The organism is Rhodococcus sp. SMB37 (genome assembly GCF_004345605.1).
Taxonomy (GTDB): domain Bacteria; phylum Actinomycetota; class Actinomycetes; order Mycobacteriales; family Mycobacteriaceae; genus Rhodococcus.
Genome location: NZ_SLVY01000012.1, coordinates 100,240 through 123,518, shown reverse-complemented (window position 1 = coordinate 123,518; position 23,279 = coordinate 100,240). Strand labels below are relative to the sequence as shown.

2 protein-coding genes are annotated in these 23,279 nt (G+C 70.3%); one reads left to right on the top strand and one right to left on the bottom strand.

The window, feature by feature from the left end; translation table 11 throughout:
- Positions 1-20: 20 nt before the first annotated feature.
- A complete protein-coding gene (locus EV641_RS19260; RefSeq protein ID WP_132473828.1) occupies positions 21-623 on the bottom strand; it encodes a hypothetical protein in 603 nt (200 codons plus the stop codon).
- Between the two features lie 452 nt (positions 624-1,075).
- Between EV641_RS19260 and EV641_RS19255 the strand changes: the two genes are divergently transcribed.
- Complete coding sequence (locus tag EV641_RS19255; protein ID WP_132473826.1) at positions 1,076-23,185, top strand: non-ribosomal peptide synthetase; 22,110 nt, start codon at positions 1,076-1,078, stop codon at positions 23,183-23,185.
- Positions 23,186-23,279: the final 94 nt, after the last annotated feature.

Here is a 23,279-nt window from a genome sequence, read left to right as displayed (position 1 = left end):
CCGGCCGGTGCGCGGTTCGGTCAGACGAAGAAACCGCCCATGGTGTACACGACCTGGCAGAATGCGCCGTTGACATACTGCACCGAGCCGAACAGCGCCGCCATGACGGGGCCGGGCCCCGGTGCGATGGTGGTGGACAGTTGAGGGACCCCACCGATCCGGTCGTCGAGGGTGGCGACACCTGCCCGGAAGTTCTCCATGTTCATCCACACGAACTTCAGGTCGGCAGCGGCGGGTTGGACGGGGATGGTCGGTTGTACGTAGACCTTCATCTCCCCGAACCCGATATCCGGATCGGCGTGCGGACCGGGGTGCGCCCACCCGGAGGTCATCGCGAACGGGGTGAAGCCGCCGCCGCAGCCCGGGCCGACCGACGGTGCAGGCGACATGAACGGCTGCGGGATGTTGCGGGGCGGCGGCTCGAGGATCGTGGGGGTGCGGGCGGCGTCGACGATCCGGTCGAGGGCGTCGGCGAGGTCCGGCGACCCGGCGAGCTCGGCGCGCAGCTGATCGACGGGCACTCCGGCGGGTGCGGGATCGGCGGCCGCGTGGGTGGGGACCGCTGCGGCGATCGTGGCAGCGAACAGGACACCGAGTGAGCGGGCGAACCGGCGACGCGACATCTGATGCTCCTTCGTCGGGTGTGAGAGTTGTGCGTCAGTGCGAAAACGGTCGGATACCGCAAGTAGTGGGACAGGTGTGATTCGAGTTCCGAGAATAGGCACCGAGCCCGAGTTTCGTGCCGTTTCGGAATTTGTCGTCGCGAACCCGACATTTCGGATTCGTGTATTGAACAGTGATCGAATCGCGATGAAAAAGTAATTGTTCTCGTGGACACGCGTGGGGATGATCCGTTTCCGGTTCGGCCCCGATTACCGATCGGTATCGCATTCGCCCCCGTCGGCTTTTCTGCGGCGCGAAACCGCACCGGGGCACAACGTATGTGGTCTAGCTTGGGGGGTGCTTCCGATCACACGGAAGAATGCACGACCGGAAAAATGGGGCATTCGCTGGAGCCACCATGACGCGGTGTCGGGGCGCGCCGGTTTCGGCCACATCGCTTCTCGGAGGGGTAATGTCGTTGCGATCTCATGAGTCGGCGCTGCCCGAAGGCGCCTTCCCGCTGTCGTCCGCGCAACGGTCGATCTGGTTCGCACAGCAACTCGCACCACACGTGCCGATCTGCATCGCCCAGTACATCGACCTGCGCGGCGACGTCGACATCGATCTGCTGTGCCGGGTCTCCTACCTCGCCGGCAGCGAATTCCAATCCGCCTACCTGCGGATCCTCGAGGTCGACGGCGAGCCCTACCAGGTCGTCGACAGCTCCATCGCCTCCGAGACCATCCCGCAGTTCGACTTCCGCGGTGAATCCGACCCGCTGCGCGCCGCCCAGGAATGGATGGAGGCCGACTACGCCCGACCGGTAGACCTGACCACCGATCTGCTGGTGAACATGGCGATCCTGCAGGTCGCCGACGAACGGTACTTCTGGTACACCCGCATCCACCATGTCGCGCTCGACGGCTACGCGGCGATGACCATGCTCAACCGGGCCGCCGCGCTGTACAGCGCGGCACACGAACAGCGTGAACCCGAAGCCGCGCGCGCCGCGGACCTGCGCACCCTCTACGACTGGGACCGCGACTACCACGGCTCCACCCGCTACGCCTCCGACCGCGACTACTGGCTCGAACGCCTCGCCGGACTCGAGGACGGATCGACCCTGGCACACCGCGACGCACCGACGGCTGCGCAGAGCCTGCTCACCGGCACCGCACTACCGGACGACCTGGTGCAGGCCCTGACCGTGACCGACGAGACCGCCGGCTCGTCATCCACCGCCACGGTCATCGCTGCCTTCGCAACCTATCTGGCGCGCATGACCGGCCACAACGACGTGGTGATCAACCTGCCCGTCTCGGCCCGCACCACCGCCGTCGTGCGGCGCAGTGGCGGCATGCTCGTCAACACCGCGCCGCTGCACATCGGGCTCGACGCCGACGACACCCGCCACGACCTGGTGCAACGGGTGCAGCTGGAACTCACCGGCGCGCTGCGGCACCAACGTTTCAGTCTCGAGGACATCCGCCGCGAAAGCGGCGCCGCCGGGCATCCGACCCGCTACGCCGGGCCGATGGTCAACGTCATGCTCTTCCACCAGGAGCTGACCCTCGGGGACATCCGCGGGGAATTCCACATCATGACCTCCGGACCCGTCGAAGACCTGCTGGTCAACATCTATCAGAGCGGGACCCCCGCGAAGACCTTCATCGACTTCCGCGGTAACCCGCATCGCTACGACCGCGACGAACTCGCCGAGCACCACACCGCGTTCGTCGCGTTGCTCGACGAGTTCCTGCGGGCCCCCGCGGACACCCCGCTCGACCGCATCGACACAGCCACCGCCGAGATCGGCCGGCGACGCCGGCACACCGTGGCGACCACGGAATTCTGGCGCCGCACCCTCGCCGGTGCCCCGGAACAACTCCGGCTGCCACGCACCACCCCCGACGACGCGTTTCCTGCCGGCACCGACGACGACACGCTGGGCACGGTCGACGTGGCCCTGCCCGTCACCCCAGACGAACTGGCAGCCCTGTCCGGCCACCTCGACAACCCCTGGTATGACGACCCCTGGTATCCGGTGCTGCACGCCGCCACCGCGATCGTCGAGGCCCGGCTCACCGCCGAGGAGAACACCGTCGTCGGACGACCCGGCCCCAGGGCGGTACTGCCGCTGTGCGCACGCGTCGACGGCGCGGACTCGTTCACCGCGCTGCTCACCCGTCTCACGGCGCTCGACACCGCGGCCGCGGACTACGCCGAGGTCAGCGCGGACGGGCTCGCCGCAGCCGGCACCGTCCCGATCCCACCGGTAGTCCTGTCGGTCACCGGACCCACCGCACCGACCACCCCCGTGCAGGCGTCCCTCGCGTCGGACACGTCCGCCGCCTTGACCCTGCACATCGCGCTCACCGGCGACGACATGGCCGTGCACGCCGTCTTCCGCCGCGCCGACATCGACGCGTACACCGCCGAAGACTTCGTCACCAGGCTCGGCCGCGTCCTGACCGGCGCGGTCATCGACCCGCACTGCCCGGTCGGTGACCTGCCCCTGGTCGCCGAGGGCGAACCGGACGGGCTACTGCCCGCGCGCGGGCGCCCGGCGATGTCCCCACAGCTGTGGCCCGAACTGCTCTCCGCAGTCGCCGCGATCGTCCCCGACAGCCCCGCCGTCGTGTGCGGCGACCGCTCGGTGACCTACGGCGAACTCGACCTGTGGTCCAACCGACTCGCCCGCATCCTCATCGCCGCGGGTGCCGGACCGGAACGCATCGTCGCGTTGGGAATCGCACGATCCGTCGAATCGGTCGCCGCGCTGTGGGCGGTCGCCAAGGCGGGCGCGGCGTTCGTGCCGATCGACCCGGCATACCCACTCGACCGCATCGAATACATGCTCACCGATTCCGGTGCCGTGCTCGGCCTGACCACCGGTACACACCGGCCGCAACTACCCGACCTGGTGCCCTGGCTCGAACTCGACGACTCGGACCTGCGCGACCGCATCGAGCACACCTCCGGCGTCCCCGTCACCGACGCCGACCGGCCCTGCGATCTGCACTTCGATCACGCCGCCTACCTGATCTACACATCCGGCTCCACCGGCCGCCCCAAAGGCGTGCTCGTGCCGCACCGTGGCCTGGCGAATCTGTCGGCGACCCTGCACACCCGACTCGCGCCGCCCCCCACCGCGCGGGTCTCGCACTTCTCGTCGCCGAGCTTCGACGCGTCGATCTTCGAATACATGACCGCGTTCGGGGTCGGCGCGACCCTCGTGGTTGTCCCGGCCACCGTGTACGGCGGCGACGAACTGACCGACCTGCTCAACCACGAACGCGTCACCCACATGTTCTCGACCCCCGCAGCGTTGGCGTCCCTCGACCCGGCCCGCCTGCAGGCCGGATCGATCACCGTCGCCGGGGAGGCCTGCCCACCGGAACTCGCCGCGCGGTGGGCACCCGGGCGGCGGATGTTCAACGCCTACGGACCGACCGAAACCACCATCGTCGTCAACATCACCGAACCGCTCGTCGCGGGGGAGACCGTCACCCTCGGGGCGCCGGTGTGCGGGGTCACCGAGGTGGTCCTCGACACCCGGCTGCATCCGGTGCCGCGCGGCGTGGCGGGCGAACTGTACATCGGGGGCGCCGGTGTCACCCGCGGCTACTTCGACCGTCCTGGCCTGACCGCGGCCCGGTTCGTCGCCGACCCCTACGGTGCACCCGGATCCCGCACCTACCGCACCGGCGACGTGGTGCGCTGGCATCACGACAGCACCATCGAATATCTCGGACGCTCCGATTTCCAGATCAAGATCCGCGGCTTCCGCATCGAACTCGGCGAGATCGACGCCGCCCTGACCGACCACCCCACCATCGCGTTCGCCGTCACCCTCGGCCGCACCGCGCCCTCCGGGGATCCGATGCTCGTGGCGTACGTGCTGCCCGAGACCGGTCAGGACATCGATACCGACGCCGTGGTCGAGCACCTGCGGCGGCGGCTGCCCGCACACATGGTGCCCGCCGCGCTGGTGGTCCTCGACCACATCCCGCTGACCCCGGTCGGCAAACTCGACCGCCGCGCCCTGCCCGAACCGGTGTTCACCACCGCCGCGGACGGCACCGAACCGGTCTCACCCACCGAAACCGCGGTGGCGCAGATCCTGACCGACCAGCTCGGTGTCGATCGGGTCGGGCTCGACGACAGTTTCTTCGACCTCGGCGGCAACTCGCTGATCGCCACCCGCGTGGTGGCTCGCCTGGGCGACGCATTCGGCACCGAAGTGGGGGTGCGGAACCTGTTCGAGGCCCCCACCGTGCGGGCCCTCGCCGCGCACCTCGACGCGAGCGGCGCCGCCGCGCACCGCCCCACACGGGTGCCGCTGACGACCCGCCCCCGACCCGAGCAGGTACCGGTGTCCGCCGCCCAGCGGCGACTGTGGTTCGTCAACCAGCTCGATACCACCTCTGCCGCCTACAACATTCCCGTCGCCATCACCTTGACCGGCACGCTGGACGTCGCGGCGCTCACCGCCGCAGTGCACGATCTGCTCGACCGGCACGAGGCGTTGCGCACCCGGTTCCCCGCGACCGCCGACGGCCCGATCCAGCAGATCCTGCCGGCGACGGAGATCGACCTCGATCCGATTCCGACCCCCGTCGCCGAGGCCGACCTCGCGTCGGCGGTCGCCGAGGTCGTCACCGCCGGATTCGATGTCACCGTCGACCCGCCGGTGCGGATGCGGCTGATGCGGGTGCACAACGAGCATCACGTCGTCGCCGTCGTCGTGCACCACATCGCCGCGGACGGTGCGTCCCTGGCCCCACTGGCCCGCGATCTGATGACCGCCTATCTCGCCCGCCGCGACGGGCAGGGCCCGCAGTGGGACGCGTTGCCCGTCCAGTACGCCGACTACACCCTGTGGTTCGACGAGGTACTCGGCACCGTCGACGACACCGCATCCCGCGCCGCCGAGCAACTCGACTTCTGGCGCACCCGCCTCGCCGGCGCCCCGGAGATCAGTGCGTTGCCCACCGACCGGCCGCGGCCCCCGGCCCAGTCGTACCGCGGCGCCACCGTCGAATTCGACATCGACTCCGCGCTGTACCGGAAGATCACCGCGGTCGCGCACTCGCACGGCGCCACCGAGTTCATGGTGGTGCACGCCGCGCTGAGTCTGCTGGTCGCGCGCCTGTCCGGCAGCGACGACGTCACTATCGGCACCCCCGTCTCGGGTCGCGGGGAACCCGAGCTCGACGACCTGGTGGGCATGTTCGTCAACACCGTCGCGCTGCGCACCGCGGTGCCGCCGGCGATGCCGTTCGGCACCTATCTGCAGACGATCCGCGACGGCGACCTCGAAGCGTTCGCGCACGCCGATCTGCCGTTCGATGCGCTCGTCGACCTGCTCGCCGGGTACCGGTCGGCGGCGCATTCGCCACTGTTCCAGGTGATGCTCGCATTCCAGAACAACGACACCGCCCACCTCGAACTGCCGGACCTGACCGTCGACATCGCAGAAATCGACACCGCCACCACCAAATTCGATCTGCACCTGACGGTCGCGGAGATCCCCGGCTCCGACGGGAGCATCGACTCGCTGCACGGCGCCCTGTCGTACGCCACCGACCTGTTCGACGCCGACACCGCCGCCGGAATCACCGACCGACTCGTGCGGCTGATCACCGCCGCGGTGACCGCCCCGGGTCGCGCCGTCGGCGACCTCGACCTCCTCACCACCGAGGAACGCAGCCGGGTGCTCGCCGAATGGAACAGCACCACCACGGCGCTGCCCACCGGCGACACCGTCCTCGACCTGTTCGCCGCGCAGGTCGCCGCCAGCCCGGACGCCCCCGCCGTCGTCGCCGGGCAGCACACCCTCGGCTACGCCGAATTCGATGCCGCCACCAACCGTCTCGCCCGGGTTCTGCTGCGTCGCGGTGCCGGACCCGGCCGGGTCGTCGGCCTGGCCGTGTCCCGTTCCCTCGACCTGCTCGTGGGCATGTACGCCATCGTCAAGGCCGGCGCCGCCTACCTGCCGCTCGACCCCGAGCATCCCGCCGAACGCACCGGCTATGTGCTCGGCAGCGCCCGCCCCGCACTCGTCCTGACCGTCACCACCGACGCCGCCTGCCTCGCAGGCTCCGATGTGGAGGTCCTGCAGCTCGACACCCTCGACACCGACGGTGAATCCGATGCGCCACTGACCGACACCGACCGTCGCCCCGCCTGCGGCGACGACCTCGCCTACGTGATCTACACCTCCGGCTCCACCGGCCGCCCCAAGGGCGTCGCGGTGAGCCACCGCGCCATCGTCAATCGGTTGCGCTGGATGCAGCACACCTATCCGCTGACCACCGCCGACAGCGTGCTGCAGAAAACTCCCGCGACGTTCGACGTGTCGGTGTGGGAGTTCTTCTGGCCCCTGCACACCGGGGCTCGGCTCGTGCTCGCCGCGCCCGGCGGTCACCGCGACCCCGATCATCTGCTCGATCTCATCGACGCGCAGCGGATCACCGTCGCGCATTTCGTGCCGTCCATGCTCGCCGTGTTCACCGCTGCCGCCGAGACCCGGTCGGGGGCCGGCGCTTCGCTGCGGCACCTGTTCGCCTCGGGTGAGGCCCTGCCCCCGGAAACCGCCGCTGCGACCCGCCGCGCCTTCCCTCGGAGCAGGTTGCACAACCTGTACGGGCCCACCGAAGCCGCCGTCGACGTCACCGCCTGGACCACCAGCGACGACGACACCGGCACCGTGCCCCTCGGCGGCCCGGTGTGGAACACCCGCGCCTACGTCCTCGACACCCGCCTGCACCCGGTGCCCGTCGGGGCGGTCGGCGAACTGTATCTCGCCGGAGTGCAGCTCGCCCGCGGCTACCTCGGCCGCGGCGCACTGACCGCCGACCGGTTCGTCGCCGACCCGCACGGACACCCGGGGGAGCGGATGTACCGCACCGGCGACCTGGCCACCCGCCGCCGCGATGGCGCCCTGCTGTACCTGGGCCGCACCGACTTCCAGGTCAAGGTCCGCGGCCTGCGCATCGAACTCGGCGAGATCGAACACGCCCTGCGCAGCCATCCCGACGTCGGGCAGGCCGCGGTGCTCGTCCATCACCTCGCCGACGACGTGCTCACCGGCTACGTGGTGCCGCACCCCGACCACAGCATCGACACCGCCGCGGTCACCGATGCGCTCGCGCAGCGGCTCCCCGACTACATGGTGCCCACCACGCTGATCGTGCTCGACCGGTTCCCGGTCGGTGTCAACGGCAAACTCGACCGCGACACCCTCCCGGCACCCGACCTGTCCGCACCCGACCGGGTGTACAGCCCACCGCGCACCCCCGTCGAACAACTCGTGGCCGACACCTTCGCCGAACTGCTCGAGGTACCCCGCGTGGGGTTGCACGACAGCTTCCTCGACCTCGGCGGCGGCTCCCTGCTCGCGATGCGGCTCGCCGCGCGCCTGTCGACCGCCCTCGGCGCAGACCTCGGCATCCGCGACCTGTTCGACAATCCGACCGTCGCGACAGTGCTCGACCACGTGCACCGCACCTCCCTCGACGCCCCCGCCACGGCGCGTCCCCCACTGACCGCCGTGCCGCGCCCCGATCCGCTGCCGCTGTCCCCGGCGCAACAACGGATGTGGTTCATCAACCAGTTCGACACCACCTCCCCGGCGTACAACATCGCCGTGGCGCTGCGTTTGACCGGACACTTGGAACTGGACACGCTGCGCGCCGCGGTCACCGACGTCGTCACCCGCCACGAATCACTGCGCACCCGCTACCCGTTCGCCGACACCGAACCCGTGCAGGTGATCGTCCCGGCCGCAGCGGCGTCACTACCCGACTTCACCGTCACCGCGATCGACGCCGACACCCTGGAACCGCACCTCGACAAGATCGCCGCCACCGGCTTCGACGTCGCCACCGAAATCCCCGCCCGCATCCGGCTGCTCGCGCTCTCCGAGACCGAGCACGTGCTCGTGATGGTGCTGCATCACATCACCGGCGACGGATTCTCCCTCGGCCCGCTGGCCCGCGACGTCATCACCGCCTACACCGCCCGCGCCGCCGGGCGCGCCCCCGGCTGGGCGCCGCTGCCGATCCAGTACGCCGACTACACGATGTGGCAGCGTGCAGCGCTCGGCGACGAGACCGACCCCGACTCCCTCGCCGCGCGGCAGTTGTCGTTCTGGCGCGAGCAGCTCGACGGGGTCCCGGAACTGCTCGAACTGCCCCTCGACCGGGCCCGCCCGGTGCAGCAGAGCCGCCGTGGCGCCCGGGTGCCGTTCACTCTCGATGCCGCGACCCATCGCCGGCTGGTGGCGTTGGCGCGCCGGTACGACACGTCGGTGTTCATGGTGATGCACGCGGCGCTGGCGGTGTTGCTCGCCCGGTTGTCGTCGACCTCCGACATCGCGATCGGCACCCCGGTGGCGGGTCGCGGACACCGCAACCTCGACGACCTGATCGGCATGTTCGTCAACACCGTCGTGTTGCGCACCCGCGTCGACGACACCGAACCGTTCACGGCGTTGCTGCAGCGCGTCCGCGACGACGACCTCGCAGCGTTCGATCACGCGGACATTCCGTTCGAGCGTCTCGTGGAGGTCCTCGATCCCCCCCGGTCGACGGCGTATTCACCGCTGTTCCAGGTGATGCTCGAATTCCAGGACACCGAACGTCCCGAGGTGGCGTTGCCGGATCTGACCGTCGGGGTCCTCGATCTCGCGGCGCCGTTGTCGCTGTTCGATCTGCAGTTGTCGGTCGCCGAAACCGTCGACGACGACGGCCCGGCGGGGATCGCGGCGTACTTCACCTACGCCACCGATCTGTTCGGCAGCGACACGGTGGTCTCGTTCGCGGATCGGTTCACCCGCATCGTCGACGCGGTCAGCGCCGACCCGGCCGCTGAGCCGGGGGCCGATATCCCGGTCGGTGACATCGACATCGTCACCGGTGTCGAACTGGCCGCCCTCGCCCCGGCCCGCGGCAGACCCCCGGTCTCGCCGCAGCAGTGGCCGGAGATGCTCACCGGCATCGCCGCGATCGTGCCCGACGCGGTGGCGTTGTCGTTCCGCGGCCGCCAGGTGACCTATCGGGAACTCGACGACTGGTCCACCCGCGTTGCCCGCCTCCTCATCGAGACCGGTGCAGGACCGGAAAGTGTCGTGGCGCTGGGGATTTCACGGTCCATCGAGTCGGTCGCGGCGGTGTGGGCGGTCACCAAGACCGGCGCGGCGTTCGTGCCCGTCGACCCCACCTACCCGTCCGAGCGCATCGCCTACATGCTCACCGACTGCGCCGCCGCTCTCGGGTTGACCACCCGCGAGCACCGCGACCGGCTGCCCGGGACCGTGCCGTGGCTCGTCCTCGACGACCCCGACCAGCGCGAACGCATCGCCGCGGCGTCCACCGACCCGATCACCGACACCGACCGCACCACCCCGCTGCTGTTCGACCATCCCGCCTACCTGATCTACACTTCCGGATCGACCGGCCGACCGAAGGGTGTCGTCGTCACCCACCGGGGCCTGACCAACCTCAACGCCGAGGTCCGCGCCCACTTCGCGATCACCCACCACGCCCGCGTCTCGCACCTGGCGTCCCCGAGCTTCGACGCGTCGATCTTCGAATACACCAAGGCGTTCTGCGCCGGCGCAACCCTGGTGATCGTGCCGCCCGACGTGTACGGCGGCGACGAACTCGCCCGGCTCCTGCGCGACCAGCAGGTCACCCACGCGTTCATCACCCCCACCGCCCTGGCGTCCCTCGACCCGCACGACCTCGACACCCTGCGCGTCCTCGTCGTCGCCGGTGAAGCCTGCCCGCCGGAACTCGTCGCCCGCTGGGCACCCGGCCGCCAGATGTTCAACGGCTACGGCCCGTCCGAGGCCACCATCGAAACCAGCGTCAGCCCGGCCCTGCATCCCGACGAGGTCGTCACCGTCGGCGGACCCGCCGTCGGCTTCCACCAGGTGGTCCTCGACGACCGGTTGCGGCCCGTGCCCGTCGGGGTGGCCGGCGAACTGTACATCGGTGGACCCGGCGTCGCGCGCGGCTACCACCGGCGCCCCGACCTGACCGCGGCCCGGTTCGTTGCCGACCCCTACGGCCACGACGGGGAACGGATGTACCGCACCGGCGACGTCGTGCGCTGGCGCGCCGACCACACCGTCGAATACCTCGGCCGCTCCGATTTCCAGGTCAAGGTCCGCGGCTTCCGCATCGAACTCGGCGAGATCGACGCTGCCCTCACCGGCCACGACCACGTGGTGTTCGCGCACACCGCCGGACACACCGCACCCTCCGGCGACACCGTGCTGATCGCCTACGTGCTTCCCGAGACCGGCACCGACGTCGACCCCACCGCGGTCCGCGCGCATGTCGCCGCGCGCCTGCCCGCCCACATGGTGCCCGCAACCGTGGTGGTGCTCGACGAGATCCCCCTGACCCCCGTCGGGAAACTCGACCACCGGGCGCTGCCCGTCCCGGATCTGACCGCCACGGGCGGTGACTACCAGCCGCCGGCCACGGACCTCGAACGCGTCATCGCCGACATCCTCGCCGACATCCTCGGCCACGAGCGGGTGTCGGTGGAGGACAACTTCTTCGACATCGGCGGCAACTCCCTGATCGCCACCCGCGTCGTGGCCCGCGTGAACACTGCACTGGGCACCGACGCCGGGGTGCGAGCACTGTTCGAGGCCCCCACCGTGCGGAGCCTCGCTGCGCGCGTCCTCGACGATCACGGCGGGCACGGCAACACCCCGTTGGTGCCCGCGGTGCGCCCCGAACGGCTCCCGCTCGCGCCCGCCCAGCAACGAATGTGGTTCGTCAACCAGTTCGACACCACCTCCGCCGCCTACAACATCCCGCTCGCGATCCGCCTCACCGGCCGCCTCGACCCGGCCGCCCTCGACGGTGCCGTGTCGGATCTGCTGGACCGGCACGAGACGCTGCGCACCTGGTATCCCGGCGACGAGAACGGACCCCGGCAACTCATCTCGACCACCGAGAAGGCCCTGCTCACACTGCGCCCGGAACCCCTCGCGGAGACCGATCTGCCCGGCCGCGTCGCCGACCTGATCGGCGCCGGTTTCGATGTGGCGACCGCGGTGCCGGTCCGCGCGGCGCTGCTCGCGCTGTCCGACACCGAGCACGTCCTGGTCGTGGTGGTGCATCACATCGCCGCGGACGGCGCATCGATGGCGCCGCTGGCCCGTGACCTGATGACCGCCTATGTGGCCCGCGCCCACGGCACCACCCCGGATCTGCCGCCGCTGGCCGTGCAGTACGTCGATTACGCCCTGTGGCAACAGGATCTGCTCGGTGATCCCACCGACCCGGAGTCGACCGCCGCAACCCAACTCGACTTCTGGCGCGACACCCTCGCCGGTCTGCCGGAAATGCTGCCGCTGCCCACCGATCGACCGAGACCGCCGCAGCAGTCGTTCCGGGGCGCCGTGCACCGCTTCGATGTCGACCGCGCTGTGCACGCCGCACTGGTCGATCTCGCCGCCGAGCACAACGCGACGGTGTTCATGACGGTGCACGCCGCCCTGGCGGTGCTGCTCGCCCGGTTGTCGGGCACCGACGACATCGCCATCGGTAGCCCCGTCGCCGGCCGTGGCCACCGCGCTCTCGACGACCTGGTCGGCATGTTCGTCAACACCGTGGTGTTGCGCACCCCCATCACCGGGGCGCTGTCGTTCAGTGATCATCTGCACCGCATCCGCGAGGTCGATCTCGCGGCGTTCGGGCACACCGAACTGCCATTCGAGAAACTCGTCGACGCGCTCGCCCCGACCCGCGCCACCGATCATTCCCCGCTGTTCCAGGTGGTCCTCGAATTCGGCAACACCGAGCGCGCCCACCTCGAATTGCCGGAGTTGACCGTCGAGGCCCTCGACGCCGACATGAACATCGCGAAGTTCGATCTGCAGCTCACGGTGCAGGAGAATCCCGGTGGTGGTCTGAGCTGCGCGTTCACCTACGCCACCGACCTGTTCGACGCGGAGACCGCCGCGGCGATCACCGACCGGTTCGTGCGGGTGCTCACCGCGGTCACCGCCGATCCACAGCGCGCGGTCGGCGATCTCGATCTGCTCACCGACCCGGAACACGCGGTGCTCGACACCACCGCGATCGGTGCCGCGGCGAGCAGCGACACACTGCTCGATCTGTTCCGCCGCGGCGCCGCTCTGGACCCCGACGCGGTTGCGGTGACCGCCGACGACGGGCAGCTGACCTACCGGCAGCTCGAAGAGCGTGTCCACCGCCTCGCGCGGCTGCTGCTCGATCACGGGGCGGGCCCCGACACCCTCGTCGCGGTGGCGCTGCCCCGCACCTGTGAACTCGTCGTCGCGTTGCTCGCGATCCTCGACGCCGGCGCCGGTTACCTGCCGATCGACGTGGCGTACCCGCCGGAGCGGCTGGCGTTCATGTTCGACGACGCCCACCCGGTGTGTGTGCTCACCACCGTCGAGCACGCCGCGTTCATGCCCGAGAGCGCACCCGAGGCGGTGCTGCTCGACGAACAGGCCGTGCTCGACCGGCTCGCCGCGCTGCCCATCGCACCCCTGACCGACGGGGAGCGGCGCCCGGTGCACCCGGATCAGACCGCGTACGTGATCTACACGTCCGGGTCCACCGGCCGCCCCAAGGGGGTGGTGGTGCCGCACCGCACCGTCGTGACCCTGATGACCGACACGCACCCACAGTTCGGTTTCGACCAGCACGACGTGTGGACGCTGTTCCACTCCTACGCCTTCGACTTCTCGGTGTGGGAACTGTGGGGTGCCCTCGCGCACAGCGGCCGTATCGTCGTCGTCGACTATCACACCGCCCGCACCCCCGACGAGTTCCTCGCATTGCTGCGTCGCGAACAGGTCACCGTCCTGAACCAGACACCGACGGCGTTCCAACAACTCGTCGAGGCCGATCGGGCCGCCGGGGGACCGCCGCTGCCGTTGCGCTGGATCATCTTCGGTGGCGAAGCCCTCGATCTGGCGCAGCTCGACCGCTGGTACCGCAGGCACGACGACACCACCCCCACCCTGGTGAACATGTACGGCATCACCGAAACCACCGTGCACGTCACCGCGTTGCCGCTGGATCGCGCACTGGCCGCGGAGGCGAACGCCAGCCTCATCGGTGCACCGCTGCCCTCGCTGCAGCTGCACATCCTCGATACGCGGTTGCATCCCGTCCCCACCGGCACGATCGGCGAACTGTACGTCTCCGGTGGGCAATTGACCCGCGGTTATCTGCACCGTCCCGATCTGACCGCCGCCCGCTTCGTCGCGGACCCGCACAGCAGTTCCGGCGCGCGGCTCTACCGCACCGGTGACCTCGCCCGCCGCACCCGCGGCGGCGACGTCGAATACGTCGGGCGCAGCGACTTCCAGGTCCAGATGCGTGGTTTCCGCATCGAACTCGGCGAGATCGAAGCGGCTCTGGTGCGGACTGCCGGTGTCGCCCGCGCTGTGGTGGTCGTGCATCATGACGAGCGCACCGCCACCGACCGGCTCGTCGGTTATCTCGTGCCGGAAACCGGGGTGGATCTCGACGTCGACACCGTGCTGGCGCGGGTCGCCTCCGACCTCGCCGCGTACATGGTGCCCGCCACTTTGGTGGTGCTCGATACCCTCCCGGTGGGGGCCACCGGCAAACTGGACCGCCGTGCGCTGCCCGCCCCCGATTTCGCGGCGCGCTCCGCGGTGACCCGCGCCCCGGCCGGGGACCGCGAGACGCGGCTCGTCGAGTTGTTCGCGCAGGTTCTCGGTCTCGACACCGTCGGGGTCGACGACTCGTTCTTCTCCCTCGGCGGCGACTCGATCATGTCGATCCAGTTGGTGTCGCGCGCCAAGGCCGCCGGGCTCGAACTGACCCCGCGGGACGTGTTCGAGCACAAGACGCCCGCTGGGCTCGCCGCGGTCGCCGCCACCACCGCCGCGCCGACCGTGCTGCCGGAACTGCCCGGTGGGGGTGTCGGTGAGATGCCGCTGCCCCCGATCGTGCACTGGATGCTCGAGCGTGGTGGCAGCTACGACCGGTACACGCAGGCGGTGCTGCTGCGGCTGCCGACCGATCTGACCGGGCCCGTGCTCACCGCCCTCATCCAGACACTGCTCGATCGGCACGACATGCTCCGCGGTCGCCTGTACTCGAGTATCGACGGGCCGCACGGCGCCGCGCTGCACGTCGACCCGCCCGGTGCGGTGCACGCCGACACCGTGATCCATCGGGTGCCGGTCACCAGCGCCGCCGACACCGACGAGTTCTTCACGCTGGCTTCGCACGAACTGGACGCGGCTGCGGACCGGCTCGATCCGTCCGCCGGGGTGCTGATGCAGGTGGTGTGGTTCGACTCGGCGACCGGCGCAGGGCGGCTGCTGCTGGTGATCCACCATCTCGCGGTCGATGGGGTGTCGTGGCGCATCCTGGTGCCCGACCTTGCGGCGGCGTGGGCGGCCGGCCTCGGCCCGGACGCCCCGGCGGCGGCGCTGCCGCCCGTGACGGGGACGTCGGTACGCCGCTGGGCGCACGCCCTCACCGACTCTGCGCGCGATCCGGCGCGCCGCGCCGAACTCGGGTTCTGGCGCCGCACCGTCGATGTCGTCGAACCTCCGGTGGGTGATCGACCGTTCGATCCGGTCATCGATGTCAACGACACCGTCGCGACGGTGGAGGCGGTGCTGCCCACCTCGGTGACCGAGGCGCTGCTCACGACGGTGCCCGACCGGTTCCACGGGTCGGTCGAGCACGGGCTGCTCACCGCCTTCGCGCTCGCCGTCACCGCGTGGCGCCGCGACCGCGGACAAGTCCGGCGCGAGGTGCTCCTCAACGTCGAAGGACACGGCCGGGAGACGCCCGCCGCCGACGGCGCCGACCTGTCCGGCACCGTCGGCTGGTTCACCACCATCCATCCGCTGCGCCTCGACCTGGCCGGACTCGACCTCGACGACGCGCTCGCCGGGGGCCCCGCCGCGGGACGCGCCATCAAGGCCGTCAAGGAACACCTCGCCGCGGTACCGGATCACGGTGTCGGCTTCGGTCTGTTGCGGTATCTCGCCGACGACACCGCCACCGAACTGGCGGCGCTGGCCACCCCACAACTCAGCTTCAACTATCTCGGTCGCCCCACCGTCGGCACCGACACCGCCGCCGATGTGCCGTGGCTGCCCATCGGTGAGTTCGGGCGTGGCGGCACGCAGAGCCCCGACATGCCCGCCGCCGCCGTGATCGACCTCAATGCGGTGACGGTCGACGGTCCCGACGGGCCGGTGCTACGCGCGTTCTGGTCGTTCCCGGCCGGGCTGCTCGACGACACCGACGTCACCGCCCTCGCCGCGCGGTTCACCGCCGCCGCGACGGCGCTGGCGCGGCATGCGCGTAGCCCGCACGCCGGGGGACTGACCCCGTCGGATCTGCCGCTGGTGCAGCTCGATCAGCCGACCATCGAACATCTCGAGGACCGGCACGGTCCGCTCGAGACGGTGTGGCCGACCGCGCCGCTGCAGTCCGGTCTGCTGTTCCACGCGTTGCTCGCCGGGGACGACCCGGACGCGTACGTCGTACAGCTCGTGCTCGACGTCACCGGCCGGCTCGATCCGGCGCGGCTACGGCGCGCGCTGCAACTACTGCTGGTGCGGCACCCGAACCTGCGGGTCGCGTTCACCGGCGACGGCACCGACGGCTACGTGCAGGTGGTACCGACACACACCGAGGTGCCGTTCACGGTGGCGGACACCAGCGACGATCCGGATCCGGACGCTGCCGCCACCCGGCTGCTCGACACCGACCGCACCACCCGATTCGACACCGCCGCCGCGCCACTGCTGCGGGCCACCGTCGTGCACATCGCCCCCGACCGGCACCGTATCGCCCTGACGAACCATCACCTGCTGCTCGACGGCTGGTCCACCCCGGTCCTGATCCGGGAACTGCTCGTGCTGTACGCCACCGACAACGACACCTCAATCCTCGAACGACCCCAGAGTTTCGGCACGTATCTGGCGTGGCTCGCCGACCGCGACCCCGACGCCTCGCTCGACGCGTACCGCCGCGCGCTCGCCGGGATCGATCAGCCGACGCTGCTCGCCCCGCAGTACCGCACCGGCACCACCGGCGGCATCTCCGAGGACCTCGACATCGATGTGAGCGCCGAATTGTCGGCGCGGATCGACGCGATCGCCGCCGCGCGCGGGGTCACTGTCAACACCGTGGTGCAGGTCGCGTGGGGGTTGGTGCTCAGCGCGCTCACCGGCCGCAACGATGTGGTGTTCGGTGCGACCGTCTCCGGCCGGCCCCCGCAGGTGGCGGGGATCGAAACGATGGTCGGATTGTTCATCAACACCGTCCCCGTGCGGATCACGGTGCATCCCGGCGACACCGTGGGGGCGCTCGTCGACCGGGTGCAGGCCGAGCAAGCGGCGCTGCTCGATCATCACCATCTGGATCTGAACACCCTCGATCGGCATGTCGGTGCCGCGGTCCGGTTCGACACGTTGACCGTGTTCGAGTCGTACCCGGTCGACGCGGCCGGGATGAGCGCCGACACCGACATCGCCGGTATGCGCATCACCGGGATCACCGGCCGCGACTCGGCGCATTATCCGCTGAGCATCGTCGCGCACACCGACACCGCGATGCATCTGCGGATGAAGTACCTGCCCGAGGTGTTCGACGGCAGCGAGGTGGCGGTCATCGCCGATCGCATCATCGCGGCCCTGACCACCTTGACCGGCGACCCCGCCACGCCGCTCGCGCAGCGCTCGGTGCTCACCGCCACCGAACGTGGCGCGCTGACGCCGGTACTCGGCCCGGACGGAGGATCGACGCTGACCCTGCCGGAGTTGTTCACCGCCACCGCGGCCGCGCACCCCGATGCGATCGGAGTGACCGACGGGGACGTCGCGGTCACCTACCGTGACCTCGATTCCCGGTCGGATGCGGTGGCCCGCCGCCTGATCGCCGACGGCGCCGGACCGGACACCGTCGTCGCGCTCGGTATCGCCCGTTCCGTCGAGTCGGTGCTCACGATGTGGGCGATCACCAAGACCGGGGCGGCGTTCGTGCCGATCGATCCGCGTTATCCGGCCGAGCGGGTCGCGTTCATGCTCGCGGACTGCGGCGCGACCGTGGGGGTCACCACCGCCGCGCACCGCGACGGGTTGCCCGACACGGTCCGATGGCTCGACCTCCACAGCATCGACGTCCACACCGAGACCGGCGCGCCGATCACCGACACCGACCGGCGGACACCGCTGCGCCTCGACCACGCCGCCTACCTGATCTACACCTCCGGTTCCACCGGCCGCCCCAAGGGCGTGGTGACCACACACCGCAGCCTGCACAATTTCGCGCTCGACCAGCGCGCGCGGTTCGGTGCGGGGCCGGGTTCGAACGTCATGCACTTCTCGTCACCTAGCTTCGACGCGTCGATCTTCGAGTACCTCCTGGCATTCGGCTCCGGCGCCACCCTCGTCGTGGTGCCCCCGGAGTTGTACGGTGGCACCGAACTCGGCCGGTTCCTCGCCGAGCACGCCGTCACCCACGGTTTCATCACCCCCGCCGCTCTCGCCTCGCTCGATCCCGCCGACCTGACCGCGTTCGTCGAACTCGCGGTCGGCGGCGAAGCCTGGCCGGCGCATCTGCTCGACGCCTGGGCGCCGGGCCGCCACCTCGTCGACGCCTACGGGCCCACCGAAACCACGATCATGGCCGCGATCAGCGACCCACTGCACCGCAACAGCACCCTGACCCTCGGACCGCCGCTGCGCGGAGTGCACGCCGTGATCCTCGACGAGCTGCTGCGCCCGGTCCCCGTCGGGGTGGCCGGTGAGCTCTACCTCGCCGGTACCGGCCTGGCGCGCGGTTATCACGCGCGGCCGGATCTGACGGCGGGTCGGTTCGTCGCCGACCCGTACGGGTCCGCGGGGGAGCGGATGTACCGCACCGGCGACGTGGTGCGGTGGGTTGGAGACCCGGCCGGCCGACTCGAGCTCGAATATGTGGGCCGGTCCGATTTCCAGGTCAAGATCCGCGGGTTCCGTGTCGAACTCGGCGAGATCGACGCCGCCCTGTCCACCCACCCCGACGTCGGATTCGCCGTGACCGTCGCGCACACCGCCCCGTCGGGCGAGACCGTGCTGGTCGCGCACTGTCACCCGGCCGTACCCGGAACCCTCGACCACGACAGTGTCAAAAATCATGTGGCGCAGCACCTTCCCGCGCACATGGTGCCGACATTCATCACCGTGCTCGACGAGATCCCTCTGACGCCCGTCGGGAAACTCGACCGCAGTGCCCTGGCCGTGCCGGATTTGACCCGCACCGGCACCGATCACCAGCCGCCCGCCGAGGGACTCGAAACCGTCCTGGCCGAACACCTGAGTGCACTGCTCGGACTCGACACCCTCTCCGCCACCGACAGCTTCTTCGACATCGGAGGCAACTCGCTGATCGCGACACGCGCCGTCACCCGCCTCGGCGAACACCTGGGCCGCGACATCCCCGTGCGCGCCCTGTTCGAACATCCCACCGTACGGGACCTCGCAGCGCACCTGCACTCCGCGGACAGCAGCGCCGAGCACGTCGGGCCGCATACCGGGCCCCTCGCGGCACCGCGCCCCGACCGCATTCCACTGTCCCCGGCCCAGCAGCGCCTGTGGTTCGTCAACCAGTTCGACACCACCTCCGCCGCCTACAACATCCCGCTCGCCATCCGGCTGAGCGGACACCTCTCACGCGCGGCGCTCGGCACTGCCCTGCACGACGTCCTCGCCCGGCACGAGGCGCTGCGCACCGTGTACCCCGCCACCGCGGACGGACCCCACCAGCGCATCCTCGCCGCCGACGACGTGCCGCTGACCCTCGACGTGGTGCCCGCCGGCGCCGACACGGCCCTCGCCGCGGTCACCGAGTTCGCGTCGGCCGGCTTCGACGTCACCGTCGATGTGCCGCTGCGGGCCCGGGTGTTCGCGCTCGGACGCGACGAGCACATCGCGGTGCTCGTGGTCCACCACATCGCCGCCGACGGTTCGTCCCTCGCGCCGCTGGCCCGCGACCTGATGATCGCCTACCAGAGTCGCACCCGTGGTGACACCCCCTCCTGGACACCGCTGCCCGTCCAGTACGCCGATTACGCCCTGTGGCAGCACGACCGGCTCGGAGACCCCGCCGACCCACAATCGCTCGCCGACACCCAGATCCGGTTCTGGCGCGACACCCTCGCCGAACTGCCCGAGGTGTTGCCGCTGCCCACCGACAGGCCCCGGCCCCCGCAACAGTCGTTCCGCGGTGACGTGGTCCGCTTCCCGATCGACACGGCACTGCATCAGCGGCTCACACAGCTCGCCGCAGAGCACGGCACCACCGTCTTCATGACGATGCACGCGGCCCTGGCGGTGCTGCTCGCCCGGTTGTCGGGCACCGACGACATCGCCGTCGGTAGCCCCGTCGCCGGCCGCGGGCACCGCGACCTCGACGACGTCGTCGGCATGTTCGTCAATACCGTGGTGCTGCGCACCCCGGTGTCGGCCGCAGCGACCTTCACCGAACTGCTCACCGACGTCACCGACCGCGACCTCGACGCCTTCGCGCACACCGACATTCCGTTCGAGACCGTGGTCGAGGCCGCCGACCCGATCCGCTCGACGGCGCATTCACCGCTGTTCCAGGTGTCCCTCGAATTCCAGAACACCGAACGTGCCGCGCTGGAGTTACCGCATCTGACGGTGCAGGGTGTGTCACTGGACCCGACGGTGTGCAACTTCGACCTCGAACTGCTCGTCGCCGACGCCGGGGGTGCCCTCGACGCCGGCGCCGGCGACGGTGGTCTCGAGGCTGCGTTCGTGTATGCCACCGACCTGTTCGACGCCGACACCGTCGCCGGGTTCGCGGTGCGCCTGACCCGGCTGCTCGACGCCGTCACCGCGGATCCGAAGATTCCGGTCGGTGACATCGACCTGCTCACCGACCTCGAACACGACACCCTGGTGCCCGCGTGGGGCCCGGACAGTGTCGGTGCCCGGTTGTGGCCGGACCTGCTCGACGACGCCGTCGCCGTCGACCCCGCCGCCGTCGCGGTCGTCGACGGAGACCGAACCATCGCTTACCACGAACTCGACCGTGCCTCGACCGCGCTGGCATGGCTGCTCCTCGACCGCGGCACCGGCCCCGACACCGTGGTGGCGCTCGCGTTGCCCCGGTCGATCGATTCGGTGACCGCAGTGTGGGCGACCACCCGCAGCGGCGCGGCGTTCGTGCCCGTCGACCCCACCTATCCACCCGAGCGGATCGAGTTCATGCTCACCGACAGCGCCGCGACCGTCGGGATCACCGACACCGCGCACCGCGGCGCCCTCCCCGACACCGTCGACTGGATCGTGCTCGACTCCGACGAGATCCGCGCCGACCTCACCACCCGAGACACCACCGCGATCACCGATGAGGATCGCCCGATGCCGCTGCGCCCCGACCACGGCGCCTACCTGATCTACACCTCCGGTTCCACCGGCCGCCCCAAAGGTGTGACCGTCACCCACTGCGGACTCGCCGACCTCGCCGCCGAGGAACACGACCATCTGCTCGTCGAACCCGGCAGCCGGGTCTCGCACCTGGCGTCCCCGAGCTTCGACGCGTCGATCTTCGAGATGATGATGGCGCTGTCCGCGGGAGCGAGCCTGGTGATCGTGCCGCCCGGCGTGTACGGCGGCGACGACCTTGCCGCGGCGCTGCGCGCCCACCGCGTCGACCACGCGTTCATCACCCCCACCGCGCTCGCGTCCGTCGACCCGGCGCAGGTCCCCGACCTGCACGTACTGCTGGTCGCCGGTGAGGCGTGCCCACCGGAGCTCGTCGACCGCTGGGCCGACGGACACCGCATGATCGACGCCTACGGGCCCACCGAGGCCACCATCATGACCTCGCTGACCGACCCGCTGCGCGCGGGGCAGCCGGTGACCATCGGCCGCCCGTCGCGCGGGTTCCGGTCCCTGGTGCTCGACGCGCGGATGCGTCCCGTCCCGGTCGGGGTGCCCGGCGAACTGTATGTGGCCGGACCAGGCCTGGCGCGCGGTTATCACGCGCGGCCGGATCTGACGGCGGGTCGGTTCGTCGCCGACCCGTACGGGTCCGCGGGGGAGCGGATGTACCGCACCGGCGACGTGGTGCGGTGGGTCGGAGACCCGGCCGGCCGACTCGAGCTCGAATATGTGGGCCGGTCCGATTTCCAGGTCAAGATCCGCGGGTTCCGTGTCGAACTCGGCGAGATCGACACCGCGCTGACCGGCCACGACCAGGTGGTGTTCGCGCACACCCTCGGCCACACTGCCCCATCCGGGGAGACGATGCTCGTCTCGTACGTGCGTGCCGCCGAAGGCGCAGCTCCCGACCCGGTCGCGTTGCGCCGGCATGTCGCCGAACACCTGCCCGGGCACATGGTGCCGACGGTGATCATCGTCCTCGACGCGATCCCGCTGACCCCGGCCGGGAAACTCGATCGCCGCGCGCTACCCGCACCGGACTTCACCGCACGGGCCGCCGAGGGCCGCGCCCCCGACACCGACCTGGAACGTCTGGTCGCGGAGGTGTTCGCCACCCACCTGGGCCTGACAGCCGTCTCCGCCGACGACAATTTCTTCGATCTCGGTGGCACGTCGCTGCTCGCGACCCGTCTGGTCCCGGATCTGTCGCAGCGCTTGAACCGGCGGATCGGGCTGCCGGTGTTGTTCACTCATCCGACGGTCGCGGACCTGGCGCAGCATCTCGGCGGTGACGCGGACAACGCCACCGTCGACGACGCCCTGCGGGTGCTGGTGCCGCTGAGGGAAGGCAGCGCACCGGCGTTGTTCTGCGTGCACCCCGCGGCGGGACTGGCCTGGGGGTATGCCGGTCTCACCCAGCATCTCGACGGGGAACGCGCCGTGTACGGGCTGCAGCTGCCCACCTTGAGCGGCTCCGGCACCGTCGACAGCATCCGGTCGTTGGCCGTGCGCTATGCGGAGGAGATCCGCCGGGTGCAGCCGCACGGGCCCTACCATCTGCTGGGGTGGTCGCTCGGCGGGATCGTCGCCCACGCCGTCGCCGTCGAACTGCAACGCGCCGGGGAGGCCGTCGACACCCTCGCGCTGCTCGACGCCCACCTCAACGTGCCCGGCGGTGCGGCCCCTGCAGTCAAGGACATGCTCCGCGACCTCGGTGTCTCCGTCAACGGCGGTCCCGACCCCAGCTACGAGGAGGCACTCGAACTCCTCGAGGTCACCTTCGGGGAGTTGTCGGGTCTGACCTCGCAGCATCTCGAGAGACTGCACACCGGATCGGCGGCCGCGGCCCGTGCGGCTCGACGGCATTCGCCGGTGACCTTCCACGGTGACGTGCTGTTCTTCACCGCCACTCGCTCCGCCGGGTCGGTGCCCGCCGTCGCGGCGTGGCACGACGTCGTCGACGGTGAGATCCATCAGTTCCGCATCGACTGTGAGCACCACGAGATGGTGGCGCCGCCCGCCGCACAGGACATCGCCGCCGTGCTCATCGCACGACTCGAGGACAGTGATGCGACCGTCCGTCGTGGGCAGGGACGCTGGGGGATCGGTACGGAGATTTCGCGTTGAGCGGGTCAGGCGTGTGCGGTGGGGTTCTGCTCAGGGGACCTCGCTCGGGCTGAACGCCAGGTCTGCGGTCTGGCTCTGCCACTGAACCGCACTC